The organism is Arthrobacter sp. TJ-270, from assembly GCF_058269075.1.
Genome location: NZ_JBZCNB010000007.1, coordinates 100,385 through 124,201, shown reverse-complemented (window position 1 = coordinate 124,201; position 23,817 = coordinate 100,385). Strand labels below are relative to the sequence as shown.

Annotated in this window: 21 protein-coding genes; 14 read left to right on the top strand and 7 right to left on the bottom strand. The window is 62.9% G+C overall.

Annotation, left to right across the window (positions count from 1 at the left end):
• Positions 1-41 precede the first annotated feature (41 nt).
• From AC4D2M_RS13515 to nrdR, 9 genes are all read left to right on the top strand, one after another.
• On the top strand, positions 42-557 hold the full coding sequence (locus AC4D2M_RS13515) for a cell division protein SepF (protein WP_490892409.1): 516 nt from the start codon (positions 42-44) through the stop codon (positions 555-557).
• 57 nt (positions 558-614) lie between these two features.
• Positions 615-908: a YggT family protein gene (locus AC4D2M_RS13510; protein ID WP_490892408.1), complete on the top strand. Its 294-nt coding sequence runs from the start codon at positions 615-617 to the stop codon at positions 906-908.
• A 153-nt stretch (positions 909-1,061) separates the two neighbouring features.
• Positions 1,062-1,718 carry a DivIVA domain-containing protein gene (locus AC4D2M_RS13505; protein WP_490892407.1) on the top strand — a complete coding sequence of 219 codons (657 nt, stop codon included), beginning with the start codon at positions 1,062-1,064 and terminating at the stop codon, positions 1,716-1,718.
• A gap of 118 nt (positions 1,719-1,836) precedes the next feature.
• Entirely contained in the window at positions 1,837-2,439 is a 603-nt protein-coding gene (lspA, locus tag AC4D2M_RS13500) for a signal peptidase II (RefSeq protein WP_490892406.1), read from the top strand.
• Positions 2,423-3,358 (top strand): RluA family pseudouridine synthase, encoded by a 936-nt coding sequence (locus AC4D2M_RS13495; RefSeq protein WP_490892405.1) that lies wholly within the window; start codon positions 2,423-2,425, stop codon positions 3,356-3,358. Before lspA ends, AC4D2M_RS13495 begins: the two co-directional genes overlap by 17 nt.
• Before the next feature lie 58 nt (positions 3,359-3,416).
• Positions 3,417-6,953: a DNA polymerase III subunit alpha gene (dnaE, locus tag AC4D2M_RS13490; RefSeq protein WP_490892404.1), complete on the top strand. Its 3,537-nt coding sequence runs from the start codon at positions 3,417-3,419 to the stop codon at positions 6,951-6,953.
• A gap of 32 nt (positions 6,954-6,985) precedes the next feature.
• Positions 6,986-7,498 (top strand): hypothetical protein, encoded by a 513-nt coding sequence (locus AC4D2M_RS13485; RefSeq protein ID WP_490892403.1) that lies wholly within the window; start codon positions 6,986-6,988, stop codon positions 7,496-7,498.
• 56 nt (positions 7,499-7,554) lie between these two features.
• Positions 7,555-8,916, top strand: a complete 1,362-nt coding sequence (gene hisD / locus AC4D2M_RS13480; RefSeq protein WP_490892402.1) for a histidinol dehydrogenase — start codon at positions 7,555-7,557, stop codon at positions 8,914-8,916.
• Between the two features lie 161 nt (positions 8,917-9,077).
• The gene (gene nrdR / locus AC4D2M_RS13475; RefSeq protein ID WP_490892401.1) at positions 9,078-9,578 is read left to right on the top strand and encodes a transcriptional regulator NrdR; all 501 of its coding nucleotides are present in this window, start codon (positions 9,078-9,080) and stop codon (positions 9,576-9,578) included.
• A 90-nt stretch (positions 9,579-9,668) separates the two neighbouring features.
• Here nrdR and ppgK read toward each other — a convergent pair whose 3' ends face one another.
• On the bottom strand, positions 9,669-10,511 hold the full coding sequence (gene ppgK, locus AC4D2M_RS13470; RefSeq protein ID WP_490892400.1) for a polyphosphate--glucose phosphotransferase: 843 nt from the start codon (positions 10,509-10,511) through the stop codon (positions 9,669-9,671).
• A 70-nt stretch (positions 10,512-10,581) separates the two neighbouring features.
• Positions 10,582-11,460 (bottom strand): type I methionyl aminopeptidase, encoded by an 879-nt coding sequence (map, locus tag AC4D2M_RS13465; RefSeq protein WP_490892399.1) that lies wholly within the window; start codon positions 11,458-11,460, stop codon positions 10,582-10,584.
• A gap of 64 nt (positions 11,461-11,524) precedes the next feature.
• Here map and AC4D2M_RS13460 point away from each other — a divergent pair, with 64 nt between their 5' ends.
• Positions 11,525-11,689, top strand: a complete 165-nt coding sequence (locus tag AC4D2M_RS13460; protein ID WP_490892398.1) for an SPOR domain-containing protein — start codon at positions 11,525-11,527, stop codon at positions 11,687-11,689.
• A 27-nt stretch (positions 11,690-11,716) separates the two neighbouring features.
• Here AC4D2M_RS13460 and panB read toward each other — a convergent pair whose 3' ends face one another.
• Complete coding sequence (gene panB, locus AC4D2M_RS13455; protein ID WP_490892397.1) at positions 11,717-12,583, bottom strand: 3-methyl-2-oxobutanoate hydroxymethyltransferase; 867 nt, start codon at positions 12,581-12,583, stop codon at positions 11,717-11,719.
• 207 nt (positions 12,584-12,790) lie between these two features.
• On the opposite strand from panB, the gene AC4D2M_RS13450 reads away from it, so the two are divergent.
• Together AC4D2M_RS13450 and AC4D2M_RS13445 are read left to right on the top strand one after the other, a co-directional pair.
• Positions 12,791-14,131 (top strand): glutamine synthetase family protein, encoded by a 1,341-nt coding sequence (locus tag AC4D2M_RS13450; RefSeq protein WP_490892396.1) that lies wholly within the window; start codon positions 12,791-12,793, stop codon positions 14,129-14,131.
• 17 nt (positions 14,132-14,148) lie between these two features.
• Positions 14,149-17,166 (top strand): bifunctional [glutamine synthetase] adenylyltransferase/[glutamine synthetase]-adenylyl-L-tyrosine phosphorylase, encoded by a 3,018-nt coding sequence (locus AC4D2M_RS13445; protein WP_490892395.1) that lies wholly within the window; start codon positions 14,149-14,151, stop codon positions 17,164-17,166.
• A 67-nt stretch (positions 17,167-17,233) separates the two neighbouring features.
• Here the strand turns inward: AC4D2M_RS13445 and glnA are convergent, their stop codons facing one another.
• Positions 17,234-18,658: a type I glutamate--ammonia ligase gene (gene glnA, locus AC4D2M_RS13440; RefSeq protein ID WP_490892394.1), complete on the bottom strand. Its 1,425-nt coding sequence runs from the start codon at positions 18,656-18,658 to the stop codon at positions 17,234-17,236.
• Between the two features lie 310 nt (positions 18,659-18,968).
• Between glnA and AC4D2M_RS13435 the strand changes: the two genes are divergently transcribed.
• Positions 18,969-19,406, top strand: a complete 438-nt coding sequence (locus AC4D2M_RS13435; RefSeq protein ID WP_490892393.1) for an RDD family protein — start codon at positions 18,969-18,971, stop codon at positions 19,404-19,406.
• Between the two features lie 49 nt (positions 19,407-19,455).
• Here the strand turns inward: AC4D2M_RS13435 and AC4D2M_RS13430 are convergent, their stop codons facing one another.
• From AC4D2M_RS13430 to lipB, 3 genes are all read right to left on the bottom strand, one after another.
• The gene (locus AC4D2M_RS13430) at positions 19,456-20,229 is read right to left on the bottom strand and encodes a DUF4191 domain-containing protein (protein ID WP_490892392.1); all 774 of its coding nucleotides are present in this window, start codon (positions 20,227-20,229) and stop codon (positions 19,456-19,458) included.
• 92 nt (positions 20,230-20,321) lie between these two features.
• Positions 20,322-21,323, bottom strand: coding sequence for a lipoyl synthase (lipA, locus tag AC4D2M_RS13425; protein ID WP_490892391.1), 1,002 nt, complete (start codon positions 21,321-21,323; stop codon positions 20,322-20,324).
• The gene (gene lipB / locus AC4D2M_RS13420; RefSeq protein WP_490892390.1) at positions 21,320-22,042 is read right to left on the bottom strand and encodes a lipoyl(octanoyl) transferase LipB; all 723 of its coding nucleotides are present in this window, start codon (positions 22,040-22,042) and stop codon (positions 21,320-21,322) included. Before lipB ends, lipA begins: the two co-directional genes overlap by 4 nt.
• A gap of 103 nt (positions 22,043-22,145) precedes the next feature.
• On the opposite strand from lipB, the gene AC4D2M_RS13415 reads away from it, so the two are divergent.
• The gene (locus AC4D2M_RS13415; RefSeq protein ID WP_490892389.1) at positions 22,146-23,804 is read left to right on the top strand and encodes a serine/threonine protein kinase; all 1,659 of its coding nucleotides are present in this window, start codon (positions 22,146-22,148) and stop codon (positions 23,802-23,804) included.
• The last annotated feature ends 13 nt before the right edge of the window (positions 23,805-23,817 follow it).

The following is a 23,817-nucleotide window of genomic DNA, read 5'->3' as shown; positions in this document are numbered from 1 at the left end:
CCTGGGCGATCGTGCATGACGAAGGAATGACAGGAGCTACCATGGCTGGCGCACTGCGCAAGACAATGATCTACCTTGGGCTCGCCGACGGTGATGAGCACTACGAGCCTGAACCCAAGACATCTCACAGCAGGAATGAGGACTACTCCGTGGACTACGACCGTGACGAGCGCCATGTCGAGGCTCCGCCGGTGGTGAAGGCGGCTCCCGAGGAGTACCGCGCCCCGGTTACCCCCATCAAGCGCGCCCAGTCCACGCGTGAAGACGCTTCATCGCTCCGCCAGATCACCACGGTGCACCCGCGCTCCTACAATGACGCGAAGATCATCGGAGAAAGCTTTCGCGACGGCATTCCAGTCATCATGAACGTCACAGACATGGGCGAGTCTGACGCGAAGCGGCTCGTCGATTTTTCCGCAGGACTCGTCTTCGGCCTCCATGGTTCGATCGAGCGTGTTACCAACAAGGTGTTCCTGTTGTCCCCCTCCTACATCGAGGTTCTCGGCGAAGATCAGAAGGCCAGCGATGAGCAGGCGAGTTTCTTCAATCAAAGCTGACGCGCTTTACTGGTACTGGTAACTATTCCGTTCATGCCAGAGGACTGTGACTGACACGTGAGCTTGGTCTTCGCCCTGCTTTACCTGGTGCTGATGCTGTTCCAGCTCGCGCTGATCATCCGTATCGTCTATGACGCCGTCCAGATGTTTGCCCGCAACTGGCGTCCCCGCAGGCTTGCACTTGTTCTTGCCTCCATGGTGTACGCGGTGACGGATCCGCCCATCCGGTTGTTCCGTCGGCTGATTCCGCCTCTCCGGCTGGGCGGCGTGTCACTCGACATGGCGTTCATCGTGGTGTTTCTTGGGGCCACGATTCTCAAGACCATCGCCGGCTCGTTGGCAGTGGCCTGATCCGGTTAGTTTTCGAGATCTAAAAGATATACGCTGACTCACATATTGTGTGAAGCAGGAGGGTCAGCCTCCACGAGCTCGTCCACAATTTTCAGTACCGTTGTCAGGTCTGCTCTACAGGCGGCTTCGACTAATCCACTATGAGGTGACCAGATGGCCCTGACGCCAGAAGATGTTGTCAACAAGCGGTTTCAGCCCACCAAGTTCCGTGAGGGCTACGACCAGGACGAGGTAGACGATTTCCTCGACGAGATCGTCGTCGAACTGCGTCGCCTGAACCAGGAGAACGACGACCTTCGCCGCCAGCTTTCGGAAGTTTCCACGGGCACGGCGCAGAACGCTGCGGTCCCGGCTCCCGTCGCCGCCAGCACCAAGACCGAAGAGGTCCGCGAGGAAGAGAAGCCCGAGGAGCCCAAGGCTGAAGCGCCGAAGGCAGAAGATCGTCCTGCTCCCCAGCCGGCTGCTGCAGCCGCTCCCGTTCAGCAGACCGCCACCGCTGAATCGGCTGCCGGCGTTCTCGCCATGGCACAGAAGCTTCACGATGAGTATGTCAATGCGGGTGTTGAGCAGCGCGACAAGATCATCGCCGAGGCACAGATTGAAGCCAGCGGCCTCGTCAATGATGCCCAGGATAAGAGCCGCAAGATTCTCGGTGCACTCGAGCAGCAGAAGTCCGTTCTCGAGCGCAAGGTGGAGCAGCTCCGCAGCTTCGAGCGCGACTACCGCTCCCGCCTCAAGGCATACATCGAGGGACAGCTGCGCGACCTCGATTCCCGTGGTTCCGTCGCAACAGAAACGGCTGACGTCTAAACAGCAGCCAAGGTTCCATTGAGGCCAGTCGCCGGTTTATCCGGCGGCTGGCCTCTGCCGTACTCTGGATGTGAGCCCGCGTCCATCGCCGCCTCCGGCGCGTACAACTGAAAGCATCATGACCGAGCATCCTCCCGCCTCAGGCCCCGATTCAGGCCGTACGCACCGCAAGCATGGCAAACGCATCGGAGCAAGATACGCACTGCTCCTGATTGCTTTCGCGCTCGTCGCTTACATCATCGATCAGCTCACCAAGATCTGGGTTGTCTCCACCATGGTGGAGGGCCAGGTCACCGAGGTGCTGCCACCCGTTCTGAGCTGGCACTTCATCCGCAACTCGGGCGCGGCGTTCTCCATCGGCACCGAGATCACCTGGGTATTCACCATAATTCAGGCCCTTGTCTCGATCGCCATCATCAGCCAGATTGGCAAGGTCGCCTCGAAAGGCTGGGCGATCGCGCTCGGGCTTGTTCTGGGTGGCGCCCTCGGTAACCTCACCGACAGGCTGTTCCGCGAACCCTCCTTCGGCCAGGGGCATGTCGTCGACTTCATAGCCCTGCCTAACTTCGCAATCTTCAACATCGCTGACACCGCCGTCGTGAGCGGTGTCATTCTTATCTGTCTGCTTACCCTTCGCGGCATCGGTCTGGACGGACGGCGCAGCAATGAAGAGCAGGAGCAGGCAAACGGTACCGAGGTGGTCGATGACGAACGCGCCTAGCACCTATGACATTCCAGAGTCGGCAGCAGGCCAGCGCGTAGATGCCGTCCTGGCAGAGTTGATGGGAACCTCCCGCTCGGCAGTTGCGGCGTGGTGCAGTGCCGGTTACGTCACCATGGACGGTGCGGCCGTGCAGAAGTCGGTCCGCGCGGTGCCGGGGAGCCGGCTCACCGTCGTCGTACCGGATGAACCGGACCCGCTGCAGATCGTGGCCGAGCCTGTTGAGGGGATGGGGATACTTCTTGATGAGGATGACTTCGTAGTCATCGACAAGCCGGTGGGCGTTGCCGCCCACCCCTCGCCGGGTTGGGTTGGCCCAACTGTTGTTGGAGCTCTTGCTGCTGCCGGTTATCGGATTTCCACCTCCGGTGCCCCTGAGCGTGTGGGCATCGTTCACAGGCTCGACGTCGGCACCTCCGGTGCGATGGTGGTTGCGAAGAGTGAGCACGCCTATACCGCTCTCAAACAGGCTTTCCGGGACCGTACCGTCGACAAGCAGTATCACGCCCTGGTTCAGGGCCTGCCAGACCCCCTCGAGGGAACAATAGAGGCACCCATCGGGCGTCATCCGGCGCACGACTGGAAATTCGCCGTGATGGAGGACGGCCGCCCCTCGGTCACCCATTATGCGGTGGAGGAAGCATTCGGCAAGGCGAGCCTGGTCAAGGTGCGGCTGGAAACCGGCCGGACCCACCAGATCCGCGTGCACTTCTCCGCACTCAGGCATCCCTGCGCCGGTGACCTGACCTACGGCGCCGATCCGCGGCTCGCCGCCGAGCTGGGACTTACCCGGCAGTGGCTGCACGCCAGCATGCTCTCCTTCGAGCACCCACGCAGCGGGGAGCGGGTTGTCGTTGAGAGCGGATTCCCCATGGATCTGCAGTATGCCCTCGACGCGCTGGCCAGCGGGACGGTCTGAGAACCGACACCCGCCCGGCGTGCCCGGAACCGTCACCGGTGCTCGCTAGAATGAGCTGGTGGTTTCCTCAGCTCCGTCCTCCTCCTTCGTCCACCTTCACAACCACACCGAGTATTCGATGCTCGATGGTGCCGCCCGTCTGAACGATCTGTTCAGTCATACAACCGAACTCGGCATGAATGCGCTGGCTACCACCGACCACGGGTTCGTGTTCGGCGCTTTCGACTTCTGGAACAAGGCGCGCAACGCGGGCGTCAAACCGATCGTCGGCGTCGAGGCTTACCTCACGCCGGGGACCGCACGCGCGGACAAGACGCGCGTCCAATGGGGCGGTGGCGGACGCGACGACGTCTCGGGCGCCGGTGCTTACACCCACATGACTCTGTGGTCCGAGACCACGGAGGGAATGCACAACCTTTTCCGAATGTCCTCCCTGGCCTCTCTGGAGGGCTACCTCTACAAGCCGCGTATGGACCGCGACCTGCTGCAGACCTACGGGAAGGGTCTGATCGGAACCACAGGCTGCCCCTCGGGTGAGGTTCAGACAAAGCTGCGGCTCGGCCTCTACCGGGAGGCAGTCCAGGCAGCGTCGGATTTCCGTGACATTTTCGGCCGGGACAACTTCTTCTGCGAGCTCATGGACCACGGGCTCGACATCGAACGGAACGTCCAGGCCGACCTCATTAAGCTGGCCCGTGAGCTTGGCCTGCCCCTCGTTGCAACCAATGACCTGCACTACACCCATGCGGAGGACGCCAAAGCCCACGCGGCGCTGCTGTGCGTGCAGTCCGGTTCCACCATGGCGGATCCCAAGCGGTTCAAGTTCGACGCGGACGAGTTCTACCTGAAGTCGCCAGCGGAGATGCGGGCGATCTTCCGCGACTACCCGGATGCCTGTGACAACACTCTTCTCATCGCCGAGCGGTGTGAGGTCGAATTCAACACCAACGCCAACTACATGCCGAGGTTCCCCGTTCCCGCAGGGGAGAACGAGCAGTCCTGGTTCGTCAAGGAAGTGGAGAAGGGCCTCCATTACCGTTACCCCGAGGGAATCCCGGACGATGTCCGCAAGCAGGCGGACTACGAGGTCGGGGTCATCTCGCAGATGGGCTTCCCCGGGTACTTCCTGGTGGTCGCCGACTTCATCAACTGGGCCAAGAACAACGGAATCCGGGTTGGTCCCGGCCGTGGTTCGGGCGCCGGTTCCATGGCTGCGTACGCCATGCGCATCACGGACCTCGATCCGTTGCGCCACGGGCTGATCTTCGAACGCTTCCTCAACCCTGACCGCGTCTCCATGCCCGACTTCGACGTCGACTTCGATGATCGCCGCCGTGCGGAAGTAATCCGGTACGTGACGGAGAAGTACGGCGACGAACGTGTGGCCATGATCGTCACCTACGGAACGATCAAAGCCAAGCAGGCGCTGAAGGATTCATCGCGCGTCATGGGTTATCCGTTCTCCATGGGGGAGCGGCTCACCAAGGCAATGCCGCCGGATGTCATGGGCAAGGGCATCCAGTTGGCCGATGTCCACAACAAGGAAGCCAAGCGCTACTCGGAAGCCGAGGAGCTACGGGAACTGCTTAAGGCCGACGCCGACGCGCAGAAGGTCTTCGAGACCGCCCTGGGGCTTGAGGGCCTGAAACGGCAGTGGGGCGTCCACGCCGCCGGCGTCATCATGTCCTCGGAGCCCCTGATCGACATCATCCCGATCATGCGCCGGGATCAGGACGGCCAGATCATCACGCAGTTCGACTACCCGACCTGTGAGGGCCTCGGCCTGATCAAGATGGACTTCCTCGGGCTGCGAAACCTGACGATCATGACCGACGCGCTTGAGAACATCAAGCTCAACCGTGACTTCGAGCTTGACCTCGAGACACTGCCGCTCGAGGACAAGGAGTCCTACGAACTGCTAGCCCGCGGTGACACGCTGGGTGTTTTCCAGCTCGACGGCGGGCCCATGCGTTCGCTGCTCAAGTTGATGCGTCCTGACAACTTCGAGGACATCTCGGCTGTTATTGCGCTCTACCGGCCGGGCCCCATGGGAGCCAATTCGCACACGAACTACGCGCTGCGGAAGACCGGAGTCCAGGAAATCACTCCGATTCATCCGGAGCTCGAGGAACCGCTCGCCGAGATCCTGAACACCACGTACGGCCTGATCGTGTATCAGGAGCAGGTTATGGCCATCGCGCAGAAGGTCGCCGGATACTCGCTGGGTCAGGCAGATATCCTCCGCCGCGCCATGGGCAAGAAGAAGAAAGAGGAGCTGGACAAGCAGTTCGCCGGATTCTCCCAGGGCATGAAGGACAGCGGCTATTCCGATGCCGCGGTCAAGACCCTCTGGGACATCCTCCTGCCCTTCTCGGACTACGCGTTCAACAAGGCGCACTCCGCCGCCTACGGTGTGGTGGCGTACTGGACCGCCTACCTCAAGGCCCACTATCCCTCCGAGTACATGGCGGCCCTGCTCACCAGCGTGGGAGATGACAAGGACAAGCTTGCGCTCTACCTCAACGAGTGCCGTCGTATGGGCATCACGGTGCTGCCGCCCGACGTCAACGAGTCCAGCGTGAACTTCACCCCTGTCGGCACGGATATCCGCTTCGGCATGGGCGCAATTCGAAACGTCGGCGCCAACGTGGTGGCGGCCATGGTGGGTGCCCGCGAGGAGAAGGGCGCATTCAGTTCCTTCTCGGACTTCCTGCAGAAGGTTCCCTCGGTAGTCTGCAACAAGCGGACCATTGAGTCGCTCATCAAGGCCGGCGCCTTCGACTCGCTGGGACATCCTCGCCGCGCGCTGGCGATGATCCATGAGGAAGCGGTGGATTCCGTCGTCGTACTGAAACGGAACGAGGCCGCCAACCAGTTCGATCTTTTCAGTGCCTTCGACGATCCGGGCGCCGGGACCGGCCTTTCGGTTGAGGTACCCGATCTGCCGGAGTGGGCCAAGAAGGACAAGCTCGCTTTCGAACGCGACATGCTTGGACTGTATGTTTCCGACCACCCGCTGCAGGGTCTTGAGGGGCTCCTTAGCCAGCATGCCGACTCGGCAATCACTTCGATCATCGGGGAAGACGGCCCGGCCGACGGCGCCTCGGTGACCATCGCCGGCATGATCACCTCTCTGCAGCGCCGGATCGCCAAAAACAGCGGCAATGCGTACGCCAGGGCAGAGATCGAGGACCTCGGCGGGTCGATGGAGGTCATGTTCTTCGGTCAGGTGTACGGGCCCATCGCCTCGGTGCTGGAGGAGGACCTGATCGTGGTGGTCCGCGGACGCCTGCAGCGGCGCGACGACGGTACTGTCACGCTGAATGCGCAGGAGCTCTCTGTTCCGGACCTGACCGAGGGCCACTCCGGGCCGGTGGTCATCTCCATGCTCCACCACAGGGCTACCGAGCCGGTGATCCATGAGCTCGGGTCCGTGTTGAGGCAGCACCGCGGGAACTCCGAGGTGCGGCTGCACGTGCGCAAGGAACGGCAGTTGGCGGTGCTCTCGCTGCCGGTCGACCTTCGGGTCAATCCCACGCCGGCGCTGTTCGGAGACCTCAAAGTACTGCTCGGGCCAACGTGTCTCGATGCGTGATCCGCACAGTTCTGCACGGTTAGAGTAAACAGATGCAGGAGTCAGCCGCGGAGCCCGGTACTTATCCGCCACCGGTGTATGCCGGTCCGGCCACCCAGACGCCGGTACCCCCGTCGTCGCTGCTCTGGTGGGCCGCGGCAATGACACTGCTGGGCCCTGTCCTTGGCGTGATCTGGTGGGTCGCTGCACCTGGGGGCGCACTTTACGGTGACCGCGCGACGGCCGAGACGTGGCTGGTCCGCGATCTGGTGCTGGGCGGTCTGGAACTTGTGGCCGGCGTCGTCGTCGGGTGGCTGCTGGCCAACCGCGTGGACCTACCGGGGGCGTGGCAACGCGTGTGCGCCGCTGTTGCAGGAAGCATATTGGGTTCCGTCCTGGCCGTCGCGGTAGGGCAGGGGCTCGGGTTCCTGTTCCCGGGCGGAGATACCGAGTTCCCCTTTGTCCTGCGCTCCCTAGGGGTGGCAATGATCTGGCCCGCAGCGGCGGCCCTGGTGGTCTTCCTGTCCTCGCTGCTCGCGCTGCTGCTCGTTCGGCAGAAGGGGTAACGGTTCAGGAAGCGGAAGTGGCAGGAGCAAAGTCAGCCGCCGGTAGAATTGCGCCTGTGACTGCTCAGACCGCATCAATTTCCTATGACGCCTTCCGCACGATTGACCTGCGCGGAACCCATCTGTCCGCAGCCGAGCTGAGGGCCGCCATGCCGCGGAGCACCACGGCGTCTTTTGATTCTGTCGCCTCGCGCGTCGAAGGCATCATCGCCGACGTCCGCACTCGCGGGTTCGATGCCCTCAGTGAGCTGGCGCAGCGGTTCGATGATGTTGACCAGGTCCACCCCCGGGTTCCGGCCGAAGCTCTGCGTGAAGCTCTCCGATCACTCGCGCCCGATGTGCGCGCGGCACTGGAGGAGTCCATCGCCCGCGCTCGAACCTTCGCACTGGCACAGAAGCCGGAGGACATCGTCGTCGACATCCGCCCCGGCGCAACACTTACCCAACGCTGGGTGCCGGTGGGAAGGGTGGGGCTCTACGTCCCCGGCGGGCTGGCAGTGCTGGCGTCGTCGGTCATCATGAATGTGGTGCCCGCGCAGGCTGCCGGCGTGGAATCCATCGCACTGGCATCGCCGCCGCACAAAAACTTCGGAGGATTGCCCCACCCGGTGATCCTGGCGGCTGCGGAGCTGCTGGGCGTCGATGAGGTGTACGGAATCGGCGGCGCTCAGGCGATTGCTTCCTTTGCCTACGGAGTGCCTGGTGACGACGGCCGCGAGGCGGTCGAGCCGGTGGACGTTGTCACCGGTCCGGGGAACATCTACGTCGCTACAGCGAAGCGGCTGGTCAAGGGAGTCGTTGGTATCGACGCCGAAGCCGGCACCACGGAGATCGCTGTGCTGGCGGATGGCACGGCTCAGCCCCGGCTTGTCGCTGCTGATCTCATCAGCCAGGCCGAACACGATCCCAACGCCGCCTCGGTGCTGATCACACCCTCGGCTGAGCTAGCGGCCGCGGTGCGTGCGGAGCTGTCGGTCCAGGTTGAGTCCACCCGGCACCGCGAGCGGGTAGAGACAGCACTGGCCGGACCCCAGTCCGGCACCATCCTGGTGGACGACGTCGATCACGGCATCGCGGTATGTGACGCGTACGCTGCGGAACACCTCGAGATCCACACGGCAGCGGCATCAACGGTTGCTGCTCGCATCCGTAATGCCGGGGCCGTGTTCGTGGGTGACTACAGCCCGGTGAGTCTCGGCGACTATTGTGCCGGCTCCAACCACGTCCTGCCTACTGCCGGGACAGCGGCGTTTGCTTCGGGGCTGAGCGTGTTTACCTTCCTGCGTGCCATGCAGGTCATTGACTACAGTGCCGACGCACTGCGAGAGGTCAGCGAACACGTCATCCAGCTTGCGCAGGCGGAGGACCTGCCCGGGCACGGCGATGCAGTACGTGTCCGCTTCCCTGAGTCTTCATAGATTCTGCGGTTCATCGGCAAGCGGGGCGACCACTACATGTAGTAATGACACTGTTGTAGTTTCACTACATCTAGTTCTAGAATGAGTTGATGGCACGGCTGCAAAAGCCGTCTGTTATCCGATCAAATGGTCAATTCGCTTGAGCTGAGACGAGGTGTGGCATGTACTGTCCGTTCTGCCGCAGTTCCGACTCCCGGGTCGTGGACAGCCGGCTGACTGATGACGGATCAGCAATTCGCCGTCGTCGGCAGTGCCCTGAATGCGGCAAGCGCTTCACGACGGTGGAGACCACCAGCCTGGCTGTCATCAAGCGTTCGGGAGTGGCCGAGCCATTCAGCAGGAGCAAGGTGATCAGCGGCGTGCGCAAGGCGTGTCAGGGCCGTCCGGTCACGGAAGATGACCTGGCCCTTCTGGCGCAGGAAGTCGAGGAGTCCATCCGTGCCAGCGGCGTCGCAGAGATTGATGCCCACGAGGTTGGCCTGGCTATCCTCGGGCCACTCCAGAAGCTGGACCAGGTAGCCTACCTTCGCTTCGCCAGCGTGTACCAGGGCTTCGACTCGCTTGAGGACTTCGAGAAGGCTATCGAGAAACTTCGCCGCGAAGCGGAGAATGCGGCGGGCAAGGTTCCCGCCGGCACACAACGGCCGCTTACGGCCACCTGATCTCCGGTGGTGGCCGCGGAGGGGAAGCCGCTGCCACCACCGGCACCAACAAGGCCGTGCTTCAGGCCGCTGGAACCACGGCCGCCTGCATTACTTCACTTCGATGGGCTGCGCCTCGACGGGCTCGCTTTTGAAGTGAAGCGCCGCCTGCAGTGCTGCTCCGACAATGCCTGCATGGTTCCGCAGCTCTGCAGGGATGATGGGCGTGCGCAGCGACAGGTTGGGCAGGAAGTCCTTGCTGCGCTTGGAAATGCCGCCGCCCACAATGAAGAGTTCGGGCGAAAACAGGAACTCGACGTGTGAGAAGTAGCGCTGCAGTTTGACGGAGTACTCCTCCCAGTCCAGCCCCAGTCGTTCGCGGGCAACGGCTGATGCCTGGGTTTCGGCGTCGTGTCCGTCGATCTCGAGGTGCCCGAGCTCCGCATTTGGAACGAGCTTGCCGTCGAAGATGAAGGCCGAACCTATGCCGGTGCCGAGGGTGATCACAAGGACCGTACCGTTGACGCCCTTGCCGGCACCGTACTGAACCTCTGCAAGACCGGCGGCGTCCGCGTCATTGATGACGTGCACATCACGGCCAAGGACCCTGGTGAACAGGGCATCAACGTCGGTGTCGATCCAGCTCTCGTCGACGTTGGCCGCTGAGCGTGCAACACCGTGCTGGATGATCGCCGGGAAGGTCACTCCGATGGGCAGCGATTGCGGCGGCGCACCTTCCCGGGTGGACAGCTCGGCGACGATGTCGGCGACGACGACGGCGACTGCCTCCGGTGTGGCCGGCCGCGGCGTCTCCACACGGAATCGATCGCCCAGAATCGCCCCGGCGGCAAGGTCGACAATGCCGCCCTTGATGCCGGTGCCGCCGATATCAATACCAATAACCGTGGAGGGCAGCTTCCTGCCGTCCTTCTTCTTGTCGCTGTTCTTGCCCATGATTCTCCAGGGATCGTTTCGAGTGTGTTCGGTCAGCGCACAGGGTGGCGCGCAAGTGCTGCTGGTCTTGCTAGAGGAGCGTCAGCACGTCGGCGCCGGTCTCGGTCACCACCAGCGTGTGCTCGAACTGGGCGGTGCGCTTCCGGTCCTTGGTAACGACGGTCCAGTCATCGGCCCACATGTCCCACTCGATGGTTCCGAGGGTAAGCATGGGTTCAATGGTGAAGACCATCCCGGGTTCGATGATCCGGTTGTAGGCCGGCGCGGCATCATAATGGGGAATGATCAGCCCCGTGTGGAAGGCTTCGCCGACTCCGTGACCTGTGAAGTCCCGCACAACACCGTAGCCGAACCTCTTCGCGTAGGACTCAATGGCACGGCCGATGACGTTTATTTCGCGCCCGGGCGCAACCACCTTGATTGCCCTGTTCAGGGACTCCTGGGTGCGCTCGACCAGCAGACGCGATTCTTCGTCGACCTCGCCGACCAGGAACGTGTAGTTGGTGTCCCCGTGCACACCGTCAATGTAGGCGGTGATGTCAATGTTGATGATGTCGCCGTCGGTGAGCACAGTCGAGTCTGGAATGCCGTGACAGATGACCTCGTTGAGCGAGGAGCACAGCGACTTCGGGAACCCGCGGTAACCGAGCGTGGACGGGTAGGCTCCATGGTCGATTATGAACTGGTGCCCGACTGCATCCAGCTCATCTGTGGTGACGCCCGGCTTGATGTGGCGGCCGACCTCCTGAATAGCCTGTGCTGCGATCTTGCCCGCCCGACGGATCCGCTCGATCATCTCAGGGGACTTGACCTCGGACCCTTCGAACTTCGCGGGACCCGGCCGGCCCACATACTCCGGGCGCTGAATCGACGACGGCACCTTGCGGGGAGGGCTGAGGGTCCCCTGCGTGAGCGTGCCGACGGGTGCGGTAGAGGAATGGTGGGGCATACGCTAGATCCTATCGGTGTGGAACCACGGAGCCGAAAGTGAAAGTAAGACTAAGGAGGCCGCGATGGTGGAGTACTGGTATAACGTCCGAACGCATGAGGTTGAAGAGGACGCACAGTCCGACTGGAGCCAGCTCATTGGGCCATACCCCACACGGGCGGAAGCGGAGCGGGCGTTGGAAAAGGTACAGGAGCGCAACCGGGCCTGGGAGGCTCAGGATGAAGAATAGCGCGCCGCGGACCCCAAAGGGGTCTGCCTAGAAACTGTGCTCCGGGCCGGGAAAACTCCCGTCCCGGACCTGGTCGCCGTAAGCACGGGCAGCATCGGCGAGGACCGAGCGGACATCCGCGAACTGTTTGACGAACTTGGCCTGCTTACCCGAGCGCATGCCGGCCATGTCCTGCCACACCAGCACTTGCCCGGTGGTTGCCGAACCCGCCCCGATACCGATGGTCGGCACACTGACCGTCCGGTCAATTTCAGCCGCGACGTCGGCGGGCACCATTTCCATCAGCACGCAGAAGGCTCCCGCTTCGGCGAGGGCGACGGCGTCGTCAACCACTTGCCGGGCGGCGTCGCCCCTGCCCTGGACGCGGTAGCCGCCGAGTGAATGCTCGCTCTGCGGCGTGAAGCCGACGTGAGCCATAACGGGAATGCCTGCACGGACGATGGCGCGCACAGTATCCGCGTAATTGGCTCCACCTTCCATCTTCACGGCGTGCACGAGGCCTTCCTTCATCAGACGAACGGACGATTCGACGCCCTGCGCAGGAGAAACCTCATAGCTCCCGAACGGCAGGTCCGCGATCACAAGCGCGCGGCTCGCGCCCCTTGCCACTGCTCGGGAGAACAGGATCATCTCGTCGAGAGTGATAGGCAGGGTGGTGGCGTGACCCAATACGTTGTTCGCCGCTGAGTCCCCGACAAGGAGCACCTCTATACCGGCAGCATCGAAAATCTCGGCAGCGTACTGGTCGTAGGCTGTGAGCATGGCAAAGCGCCTGCCCTCGTCTTTCGCGGCCTGCAGATGATGGGTCCGGATCCGGGCCACCGGCGGGGAGGACGGCGTGCTGCCGGGCAGCGATCCGGTGCCGTAAGGGGCTGGGATTTCCGCGGAATTCATGACCACGAGCCTACTTCACGGGTAATGCCCGCGTAACACAAGCCCCGCATACTGTACGGGGCGTGGTTCCGGGGGACGAGGTTCCGCGTTGGCGTGGCATTGTCAGTAAAGTGAGCAGCGGACTGCGGAGCAGACGCTCCGGTTGTGCGGGAGACCGTCGCGGCCGACGGGCAGTGGGAAAAGCTGTGAAGTGGGAAAGAGGTTGGAATGGATCGTCAGCAGGAGTTCGTCCTACGCACCATCGAGGAACGTGACGTCCGTTTCGTGCGGCTCTGGTTCACCGACGTCGTTGGCTCGCTGAAGTCGGTGGCGCTCGCGCCGGCGGAGGTAGAGGGTGCGTTCGAGGAGGGCCTCGGCTTCGACGGATCCTCGATCGAAGGGCTGGCGCGGGTCTTCGAGTCGGACATGCTCGCCCAGCCGGATCCCTCCACCTTCCAGATTCTTCCGTGGCGCGGTGAGAAAGAGCAGACGTCCCGGATGTTCTGCGACATCCTCACTCCCGACGGCCAGCCGTCGTCGGCCGATCCGCGTGGAGTGCTGAAGCGGACCCTGGCCAAAGCCGCCGACATGGGTTTCACGTGCTACACGCACCCAGAGATCGAGTTCTACCTGCTCAAGTCGGACGAGCTTGGCCCGGACGGCCAGCCCGTTCCCGTGGATCAGGCGGGATACTTCGACCACGTACCCGGCGGGGTTGCCCAGGACTTCCGGCGGACCGCCGTCGCGATGCTCGAGTCAGTCGGCATTTCAGTCGAGTTCAGCCACCATGAGGCAGGCCCGGGGCAGAACGAGATCGACCTCCGCTACGCCGACGCACTGCAGACCGCAGACAACATCATGACGTTCCGCACGGTGATCAAGGAGGTGGCGCTGACGCAGAACAGCTACGCAACGTTCATGCCCAAGCCTTTCTCCGACCACCCCGGCTCCGGCATGCACACACACTTTTCGCTGTTCGAGGGTGACACCAATGCGTTCTTCGAAGCGGGCGCCGAGTTCCAGCTCTCGAAAACGGCACGCCAGTTCATCGCCGGCATCCTGCACCATGCACCTGAATTCACCGCAGTAACGAACCAGTTCGTCAACTCCTACAAACGCCTGTGGGGCGGCGGTGAAGCTCCGAGCTACCTGTCCTGGGGACACAACAACCGATCCGCCCTGGTGCGGGTCCCGCTGTACAAGCCGAACAAGGGCCAGTCCGCACGCATCGAGTACCGCGGCATAGACTCGGCCACCAACCCTTACCTTGCATACTCTGTGCTGCTCGGTGCGGGCCTGAAGGGTATTGAAGAGGGCTACGATCTGCCGCCCGGAGCCGAAGACGACGTCTGGAGCCTCACAGCAGCGGAACGGCGTGCAATGGGCCACGATCCGTTGCCGGCCAGCCTGCACGACGCCGTCCGTGCCATGGAGGATTCCGAACTGGTTGCCGAAATCCTCGGCGAGCAGGTGTATGAGAATTTTCTCCGCAACAAACGTGCCGAGTGGCATGACTACCGGATCCAGGTGACCCCTTACGAACTGAGGCGCAACCTCGGGATCCTCTAGCCCGAAAGAAGCAGTACATGAGCCTGAACAGGGAACTGATCAGCAGGGGATTCACGGACCTCGACAAGAGCAGCCGCTTCCTCGCCGCTGCCGAACTTCGCGATATCCCCGAGGACAGGCTCTTCGCAGGGCTCATCCATGCCGCGAATCCCGACCTTGCGCTCCAGTCACTCGTGCGACTGCTCGCGGTCCAGCCGGGGATTCGCGACCTGTTGCAGGAGGACGACGCTGACCCGGAAGCGCTGTTCCGCCTGCTCGGAGCCTCCGAAGCTCTCGCGGAATTCCTGATGCGTCATCCGGAGCACGCCGATGTGGTCCGGATGAGGACCAGCGCTGAACCCGGAAGGGTGGACGCAGCATCACTGCGGACCTCCCTGCTGGATTCCGTCGGCGCAGACGCCCGGGACAGTAATCCCGTAGCCGCTCAGACGGGGGAGGAAGCGTACCGCGCCTTGCGAACGCGCTACCGTCGCCATCTCACTGAACTGGCCATTCGGGACCTTGGTGCTGCGTCGCCGACCGATTTCCTTCCATCTGTCGGACAGGAACTTGCCGACCTCGCGGCAGCGGCGCTCGAAGCAGCTCTCGCGGTCGCACGCGCGGAACTTGCGGCGACCTTCCCTTCCGGGGATATTGCGTCCGTCCGGCTGGCCGTGATCGGGATGGGCAAATGCGGGGCAGGCGAACTCAACTACATCTCCGACGTCGACGTCATCTATGTCATCGAGGCGGATGGTCTGGGAGAGGACACCGCCGTCCGGATTGGGACAAGCCTTGCGGCGGGCATCTCGCGCGCAGTGACCTCGGCTGGCCGGGAACCGGGGCTCTGGGAGGTCGACGCGAACCTGCGCCCCGAGGGCAAGGACGGCCCACTGGTCCGCACCCTCGACTCGCATCTGATGTACTACGCGCGCTGGGCTCAGACCTGGGAGTTCCAGGCGCTGCTCAAGGCCCGTCCCATCGCAGGTGATCCGGGGCTGGGCGCGAGTTATGCTGCGGCGGTATCCGACCTGGTCTGGACGTCGTCGGAACGCGAGGGTTTCGTCGAGTCGGTGCAGGGAATGAGAAGGCGGGTCACGGACAATATCCCGTCCCACGAGGTCAACCGGCAGCTGAAGTTGGGCGCGGGCGGCCTTCGGGATGTCGAATTCACTGTGCAGCTGCTGCAGCTGGTCCACGGCAAAGTTGATGAATCACTCCGTACCCGAGCCACTACGGCAGCAATAGCAGCGCTGAGTTCGGCGGGCTATATCGGTCGGCGGGATGCCCGGGAGTTCGATGAGGCTTACCGGTTCCTCCGTGTGCTTGAACACCGAATTCAGCTCGTTCAGATGCGCCGCACCCACCTCATGCCTGAGGATGAGGCGAACCTCAAGGCGCTGGCGAAATCTTCGGCCAGCTCCCTGCTGGAGACGCGCCCGACGGCGGCTGCGCTCACCGAACAGTGGCACCAGACCAAGCGGCTTGTGCGGCGGTTGCATGAAGCGATCTTCTACCGGCCGCTGCTGAACGCCGCGGCAAACCTCAGTGCTGACGAGGTCCGTCTGACGCCGGAGGCCGCCCGCGCCCGGCTGGCGGCGCTCGGCTATCTAGATCCGCGCGGAGCGATGCGCCATATTGAGGCATTGACCACGGGGATCAGCCGTCGGTCGGCGTTGCAGCGGCAGTTGCTGCCGGTGCTCCTTGACTGGCTCGCCGACGGCGTGGACCCGGACGCCGGCCTGCTCGGATTCCGGCGCCTGAGCGAGTCGCTGGGGGAGACGCACTGGTATCTGGGGATGCTCAGAGACTCGAGGGCCGCAGCCGAGCGTTTGTGTCACATTCTTTCCTCAAGTCGTTTCATCACAGACCTGCTCGAGGTCTCTCCTGAATCGACAAAGTGGCTTGGCTCCGACGAAAAGCTGTTGCCGCTGCCGTTCGAGACTCAATGGCAGGAAATCCAGTCAAAGATGTCCCGACACCCAGCACCAAAGGAGGCGATGCGCCTCATCCGGCTGATCCGGCGCCGGGAGATTTTGCGGATCGCAATCGCGGACAGCTCAGGGTTGCTGACTCAGGAGGATGTGGGTCCGGCGCTGGCGGACGCCGATCGGGCGGCCGTCCTCGGCGCGCTCAACGTTGCCGAAGCGGAGGTGTACGCCGGGGAGCAACCGCTGACCGACGTCGTCGTCATCGCCATGGGACGCCAGGGCGGACGCGAGATCACCTATGGATCCGACGCCGACGTCATGTATGTGCACCGGCCGCGTGACGGAGCCGACCCCGCGGCCGCGCAGACCCAGGCCGAGGGAATCGTCGGTCAACTGCGCCAGCTACTGCAGCAGCCCTGCACGCCGCCGATACTCGCGGAACGGGTCCTCGAGGTGGACGCGGACCTGCGGCCAGAGGGCAAGCAGGGACCCATGGTGCGCTCCCTGGAGTCTTTCCGTGAGTACTACCGGCGCTGGTCCCTGGTCTGGGAGTCGCAGGCACTGCTGCGCGCGCTGCCCATGGCAGGCAATGACCAGCTGGCCGCCGACTTTGTGCAGCTCATTGATCCGCTGCGCTACGAGCGGGACGTTACGGAAGCCGACCTGCGCGAGATACGGCGCATCAAGGCGCGCATGGAATCCGAACGGCTGCCGCGCGGCGCGGACCCATCGCGCCATCTGAAGCTGGGCAGAGGAGGGCTGAGTGACGTTGAGTGGCTCATCCAGCTACTGCAATTGCAGCACGCCCGCGGTATACCGGCGCTGCGGACCACCTCAACCCTAGAGGCGATGGTGGCGGCGGAGGAGCACGGGCTCCTGCCGGCCGACGACGTCGCTACCCTGCGAGCGAGCTGGCGGCTCGCCTCCCGTGTGAGGGCTGCTAACACTGTGTGGGGTGGCAAGCAGTCCGATGTGTTGCCGTCCTCCCGCCGCGACCTCGAAGCGGTGGCCCGCTGGTGCGGCTACGGACCGGGGAAAGGGACGCAGCTTGAAGAGGACTATCTGCGGTTGACCCGCCGGAGTCGCGCGATTTTCGAGCGCTATTTCTACGGCTACGGCGACTGACGCCGTCGCACCTTAAACAGCAGAAGGGCCGCACCGAAATGCGACCCTTCTGCTGTTGTCTGTCTTATTAGACGCCGTAGTACAGCTCGAACTCATACGGGTTCGGGCGTAGGGCGAGCGGGGTGATCTCCACTTCGCGCTTGTACGCGATCCAGGTGTCGATCAGGTCCTGGGTGAATACACCGCCTGCCTGAAGGAACTCGTTATCGGCTTCCAGGGCCAGGAGCGCTTCCTCGAGGGAACCCGGAGCCTTCTGGATGTCCTTGGCCTCCTCGGCGGGGAGCTCGTAGAGGTCCTTGTCGATCGGGTCCGCCGGCTCGATCCGGTTCTTGATTCCGTCAAGGCCGGCCATCAGCTGCGCCGCGAAGGCCAGGTAAGGGTTGGAGGACGGATCCGGAGCGCGGAACTCGATGCGCTTCGCCTTCGGGTTGGAACCGGTGATCGGGATCCGGATGCCGGCCGATCGGTTACCCTGCGAGTACACCATGTTGACGGGGGCCTCAAAGCCCTTGACCAGACGGCGGTACGAGTTGACCGTCGGGTTGGTGAAGGCGAGTACTGCCGAAGCGTGTTTGAGGAGCCCGCCGATGTACCAGCGGGCAAGATCCGAGAGCCCGGCGTAGCCACGCTCGTCGTAGAACAACGGATCGCCGTTGCTCCACAGTGACTGGTGGCAGTGCATGCCGGACCCGTTGTCGCCGAAGATCGGCTTGGGCATGAACGTCGCTGACTTCCCCCAAGCGTTGGCAACATTTTTGATGATGTACTTGAACTTTTGCAGGTCGTCAGCTGCGTGCACCATGGTGGTGAACTTGTAGTTGATCTCGGCCTGACCTGCACCGCCGACCTCGTGATGCGAACGCTCAACCTCAAGGCCGACCGCGTCCAGCTCGACACACATTGCGTCGCGGAGGTCAGCTTGCTTGTCCACGGGAGCTACGGGGAAGTAGCCGCCCTTGAACGGGGTCTTGTAGCCGAGGTTGCCGCCGACTTCCTCACGGCCGGTGTTCCACGGCGCTTCGATCGAGTCGACCTTGTAGAAGCTGCCCTGCGGGCTGGACTCGTACTGAACGTTCTCGAAGATGTAGAACTCTGCCTCGGGAGCGAAGAACGCGGTGTCCGCGATGCCAGTCGATGCCAGGTACGCCTCCGCACGCTCGGCGACGCCACGCGGATCGCGGTGGTAAGGGTCACCGGTGCGGGGATTCACGATGGAGAAGTTCAGCGCAAGGGTCTTTTCGATCCGGAACGGGTCGATGAATGCGGTGGTAACGTCCGGAATCAGCTGCATGTCGGATTCCGCAATGCCCTGGAAACCGCGGATGGACGATCCGTCGAACAGCTGGCCGTGGATGAAGAAGTCAGCATCGACGGACTTCGCAGGGACGTTGAAGTGCTGCTGCACGCCTGGAAGATCGGTGAAACGAATATCGACAAACTTCACATCTTCGTCGGCGATGTACTTGAGGACTTCGTCCGCATTTTTGAACATCGGATTATGCTCCTAACGCATATTCGGGGGAGAGCGACCGGGGCCGGTAGCGCGGGGGAAACGCCGCAAGGCTTAACCTGCTGCGGTCGCAACAGCCTCCACACTATGAATGCGCAGTTACCCACTGGTGTCGCAAATGTTTCCGGCATGTAACTTAAGTGGGGCGCCGCGCATCGGTGCTCGTGTTACACCCTATCGGTTTCTACACTGCACTCCTCTCGGCACACCACTGGTTGCGGCGGCGTATGCTGCCGGCGTGTGCCCGTTCGCGAGCCCTCGGGGCGGCGAGGCACGCAGGTAGAGTGGAGAGGTGATAGACCGCAGAGACATCAGTTCTTGGCTGGAAGGGCCTCCGTCGCGTGGTGAAGGCCACTGGCCTGGTCAGCGCCTCGGCAGGCCGAGGGTCGGCGCCGGGTCCATTGCCCGCCCGGGACGCAGGCTGGGTGCACTTTTAGTCGACTGGGCGCTGAGCAGCCTGATCTCGGCAGCATTCTTCAACTACGACAGCTTGGCAACACTCGGCATTTTCGCGCTTGAACAGATGCTGCTGGTCGGCACGCTCGGATACAGCATTGGGCACCGCGCCTTCGACATGCAGGTACAGAGACTGGAAGGCAAGCCAGCTGGCCTCGGCGCCGCCATCGTGCGCACGCTTTTGATCTGTCTGGTGATTCCCGCGGTGGTTTTCGATGAGGATCAGCGCGGATTGCATGACCGGGCCGTCGGCACGGTGCTGGTGCGGATCTAGCGCTGGTGCGTACTTAGCCGGTGCGGATCAGGAGCACCGGCCCGCTCATCTAGCGGCCCCGGGCTGCCTTGCGGTCCGGGCGCGCTTTGAAGGGATCTACGCCCTTGGGGATGGGCATCCGTGTTGCAAGCGCGCTGAGACGCTTGTCGACGGCGGATACTTCCTGTTTGGTGAGGTTCTTCTTCATCTTCTGCAGCGTCTTGGAGAGGCGCTGCAGTGGGACCTGGCCTTCGCCTTTGCCGGCGTGTACCACGTGGACCGGGACACCAGGAACGATCCTGTTCATTTTGACCCGCTCCGCGTTGACCAGCGGCTTGACGCGGGTGATCGGACCTTCGGCGACGAGTACGATCCCCGGGCGTCCGATTGCGCGGAAGACGGCATCCTGGGTGCGGGCGTTCACAGCCACCGGCTCATCCTTCAGGATCCAGCCACGGCGCAACACGCTGAGGGCCGCTCCTGCACCTCCGGGCTTTCCCTCGATCTGCGCGAAGGCAGCGCGTTCCGCGCGCCTGGACAGAATGAAGAGTGCAGCCAGGAATGCCAGCGGGACGGCGATGAGGAGCATAGTGATTACGTTGTTGATGAGGAATCCGACGAGGAGTCCGACGGCAACTACGGCCAGGAAGGCCAGCACCATAATCCAGACAACGTTGGGATCGTTGCGCCGCGTCATCGCGAACACTTCACCGATCCGCTTGAATGTCCCCGGCTTCTTCGGGGGTTTGTCCGCCTTCGGTTTACGCGAGAAAGGACGGCGCCGTCGCTTCGATCCGTCAGCGTCGAAAGGAGTGCTGGAACTGTTGTCAGTACTGTTGGCCATAGTGCCTTAAGTCTACGGGATACCCAACGCGCATCGGACGTTCGCGCGTTGGCGCGAACGTCCGATGAACTGATGGATCAGCTGTTGCCGTGTTACCCGGCGAGGAGGCTGGACGCTTCCTGGAGGGTGCTTCCCGAGTCCTCGATGTGGGCCAGCTCCGGTGGGAGCTCGAGACCCTTCTTGCGCATCGCCCGTGCCCAGAGCCGGCCAGCGCGGTAGGAGGATCGAACCAATGGGCCGCTCATGACACCCAGGAAGCCGATCTCGTCTGCCTCCTGCTGAAGCTCCACGAATTCCTGTGGTTTGACCCAGCGGTCCACCGGGAGGTGTCGTTCGCTGGGACGCAGATACTGGGTGATGGTGATCAGATCGCAGCCGGCAGCGTGAAGGTCCCGGAGCGCTTCCGAGATTTCGGCGCGGGTCTCGCCCATGCCGAGAATGAGGTTGGACTTCGTGACCATGCCCTGGTCTCTGCCCTGCGTGATGACATCCAGCGAACGCTCGTAACGGAACGCGGGACGAATTCGCTTGAAGATGCGCGGGACTGTCTCCACATTGTGCGCGAAGACCTCCGGGCGTGCCTCGCAGATGCCGGTGATGTGTTCCGGATTGCCCGAGAAGTCAGGAATCAGAATCTCGACGCCGGTTCCCGGGTTGAGCGCATGGATCTGGCGGATGGTCTCGGCGTAGAGCCACACTCCCTCGTCCTCGAGGTCGTCGCGTGCCACTCCTGTGACCGTTGCGTAACGCAGGTTCATTGACTGGACCGATTGGGCAACCTTGAACGGCTCACTGCGGTCAAGAGGAGCCGGCCGTCCGGTGTCAATCTGGCAGAAGTCACAGCGTCGGGTGCATTCGGAGCCGCCGATCAGGAATGTTGCTTCCCGGTCTTCCCAGCATTCGAAAATGTTGGGACATCCCGCTTCCTCGCAGACGGTGTGCAGTCCTTCCTTTTTCACCAGGTTCTTCATGGCCACGAATTCGGGACCGATATTTACCTTGGCTTTGATCCAGTCAGGCTTGCGCTCGACTGGAACGGCTGCGTTACGTGCTTCGACGCGCAGCAGGCGTCTTCCCTCGGGGGCCAGACTCACAGTAAAGCTCCTTCCGGCCGGTCGTTGGCGACGGCCTGTGCTGTCCCGGGTACTAGGGGGTTGCCTTCGGCACCGAGCACCAGTGACGTCTCATTGTTGCGCAGTTCTTCTTCGATCCGAGAAACGATGTCGGCGGGCAACACCGTCCGGCCGAGTTCCTGGGAGATGCTCGTTACTCCGGCGTCCGTGATTCCGCAGGGCACGATCTGGGCGAAAGGCGAGAGGTCATTACTGCAGTTGATTGCAAATCCATGCATAGTCACCCGCCGGTTGATGCGAATTCCGATGGCAGCAATCTTCCGTGCCGGTCCGCGGTGATCGGCGGCCAGCCACACGCCCGACCTCCCCTCGATACGAATGCCCGTGATGCCGTAGTCGCTCAAAACGGCAATGATGACATCCTCGAGGATGCCCACGTAGTCAGCGACGCGGGTGGGTTCGGGAAGGGCAAGGATGGGATAGCCCACCAGCTGGCCCGGTCCGTGCCAGGTCAGTTTGCCGCCCCGGTCCACTGGAACAACGGGAGTGCCGTCGAAAGGCTTTTCGTGCTCTTCGGTCCGTTTTCCCGCGGTGTATACGGGGGAGTGCTCGAGGAGGAGAACGGTACTCGGCGACGTCCCTGCAACAACCGATTCATGCAGAGCCTTCTGCCGGTCCCATCCTTCGAGATAGTCGACGAAGTGGGGGTCGAATCCGATTCGGGCGAACTCCAGAGTCATTCCTCAAGGGTAGACCCGGGCAGCGGTGTTCTCACATTCGCAGAGATGGAGGGGGTGTGGATAACTCCTGCACGGTGAACGGTGATGGCCAAGACTGGTGATTATGGATAATTTCCTTCGCCAAACCGCAGCTGGGCAGGCAGCGGGGTCCACGTGCAACCCCGAGCCGCAAGCGCCCCCGAGGCTAGGCGGTTACCGTACCAGGAGGCTGCTCGGCGTTGGCAGAAGCTCACGAGTCTGGTTGGTAGAGGAGGAGCGCACAGGTGCCAGCAGGGCACTGAAAGTATTTCCCGGCCCCCCGGACGACGAGGAACAGCTGGCACAGCTCAATCGGGAGAGCACAGTGTTGGGCACACTGGACCACCCACACCTCCTGGGAATCCATGGCGTCGTCTCCACGGACCAGGGCTCGGCGATCCTCATGGAATACGCCGGTGGCGGTTCGCTGCTGAATCTCGTGACAGCCCGCGGGCGCTTGAGCGTCGGCGAATGTATCACCGTCCTCGCGCCGATTGCCCAGGCGCTGGCATTCCTCCACGCCGCATCCGTTCAGCACGGTGATGTGTCGCCGGGAAATGTGTTGTTCACGGCAGAAGGGAGACCGCTACTCGCTGACCTGGGAGTGGGCCGCCTTCTCGGTGAAGCGAATGTACGTGCCGCCGGCACACCGGGTTTCGGTGAAGAAGCCCATGGAGAAGGCCATGCCGCCGGTTTCGCCTCCGATGTGTTCTCGCTCGCTGCGGTCGGCTGGTACTCGCTAACCGGGAGCCCGCCCGGACGGGGGACGGACCGGGCGCCGCTCAGCTTGCTCGTGCCTGAAGTACCGCTGGAACTGCTCCACATTCTTGAAGCCGGGTTACACGAAGATTCGGAAGAACGCCCCACCGCTGCCGAAATGGCGGAGACTGTCTTGCGCTCGGCAGCTCCGCAGCCTCTGGACCTCGTAACTGCGGTGCATCCCTCTGTTCTCCCTGAGCTGCTTACCCGGCGCGCTGCAGCCAACAAAGTGGAGAGTCCACGGCGCGGGTTTTCCGTGGTTCTCGAGCGGTTTCGCTCAAGCAGGCCCGCACCGCGGGGTGTTGAGTTACGCCCCCAGCCCCGAGAGGCGGGTCGCCGAAGAGTACGGGTTCTTCGGCAGCCACGCATCCCTCCGAGCGCAGCGGTGCCGCGGGTCGCTGCCGCACTGCTTGTGCTGTGCGGAGCGCTGCTGGGCGGCCCGTACCTTCTCAAAGAGATCGGACTAACAACGGGTGGGGCGGCTCAGGAGCCAGTAGCGGTTGAGGAAGTGAGCGGAGCGAAGAGCGGTTCGACTGGACAGGCGCCGGGCACGGAACTCTCTGCCGAGATGCGGGAAAGGCTGGACGACGCGGATCCGGTTAAGGCCCTTTCCGCCCTTATAACAGTGAGAGCAATGGTCCTGACAACTGGAAATGCCGGGCTCCTGTCACACGTGAACGTCAACGAATCAGAGGCAATGAAGGCTGACCAGGAGCTCCTGTCGGGGCTCAATGAGCGCGGCCACGTATTCAGGGGTCTGAGCATCCGCCTTCAGGAGGCAGTTCTCACGTACTCGATCAACGTTCCGGAAGGCGCAACAGCCGTGAGTGCGACGGTGATCATGTCGGGATACACGGAGATGGACAGCGCAGGCGCAGCGGTGCGCCAGGTCACCGATTCGACGCCGCAGGAACTCGTCTTTGTGCTCGTGAAGCAGGAGGAGACGTGGAAAATCGCCGGTGTGCACAACCAGGGCGGCGTCTGAGAGCCCTACTCCC

Coding starts and splice junctions, on each gene's coding strand:
- map (WP_490892399.1), bottom strand. CDS start 11,460: ATGCCCCACCATTCCTCTACCGCACCCGTCGGCACGCTCACGCAGGGG.
- AC4D2M_RS13515 (WP_490892409.1), top strand. CDS start 42: ATGGCTGGCGCACTGCGCAAGACAATGATCTACCTTGGGCTCGCCGAC.
- nrdR (WP_490892401.1), top strand. CDS start 9,078: ATGTACTGTCCGTTCTGCCGCAGTTCCGACTCCCGGGTCGTGGACAGC.
- AC4D2M_RS13485 (WP_490892403.1), top strand. CDS start 6,986: ATGCAGGAGTCAGCCGCGGAGCCCGGTACTTATCCGCCACCGGTGTAT.
- AC4D2M_RS13415 (WP_490892389.1), top strand. CDS start 22,146: ATGGATAATTTCCTTCGCCAAACCGCAGCTGGGCAGGCAGCGGGGTCC.
- glnA (WP_490892394.1), bottom strand. CDS start 18,658: ATGTTCAAAAATGCGGACGAAGTCCTCAAGTACATCGCCGACGAAGAT.
- AC4D2M_RS13460 (WP_490892398.1), top strand. CDS start 11,525: ATGGTGGAGTACTGGTATAACGTCCGAACGCATGAGGTTGAAGAGGAC.
- AC4D2M_RS13450 (WP_490892396.1), top strand. CDS start 12,791: ATGGATCGTCAGCAGGAGTTCGTCCTACGCACCATCGAGGAACGTGAC.
- ppgK (WP_490892400.1), bottom strand. CDS start 10,511: ATGGGCAAGAACAGCGACAAGAAGAAGGACGGCAGGAAGCTGCCCTCC.
- lipB (WP_490892390.1), bottom strand. CDS start 22,042: ATGACTCTGGAGTTCGCCCGAATCGGATTCGACCCCCACTTCGTCGAC.
- AC4D2M_RS13430 (WP_490892392.1), bottom strand. CDS start 20,229: ATGGCCAACAGTACTGACAACAGTTCCAGCACTCCTTTCGACGCTGAC.
- AC4D2M_RS13495 (WP_490892405.1), top strand. CDS start 2,423: ATGACGAACGCGCCTAGCACCTATGACATTCCAGAGTCGGCAGCAGGC.
- lspA (WP_490892406.1), top strand. CDS start 1,837: ATGACCGAGCATCCTCCCGCCTCAGGCCCCGATTCAGGCCGTACGCAC.
- panB (WP_490892397.1), bottom strand. CDS start 12,583: ATGAATTCCGCGGAAATCCCAGCCCCTTACGGCACCGGATCGCTGCCC.
- AC4D2M_RS13445 (WP_490892395.1), top strand. CDS start 14,149: ATGAGCCTGAACAGGGAACTGATCAGCAGGGGATTCACGGACCTCGAC.
- AC4D2M_RS13505 (WP_490892407.1), top strand. CDS start 1,062: ATGGCCCTGACGCCAGAAGATGTTGTCAACAAGCGGTTTCAGCCCACC.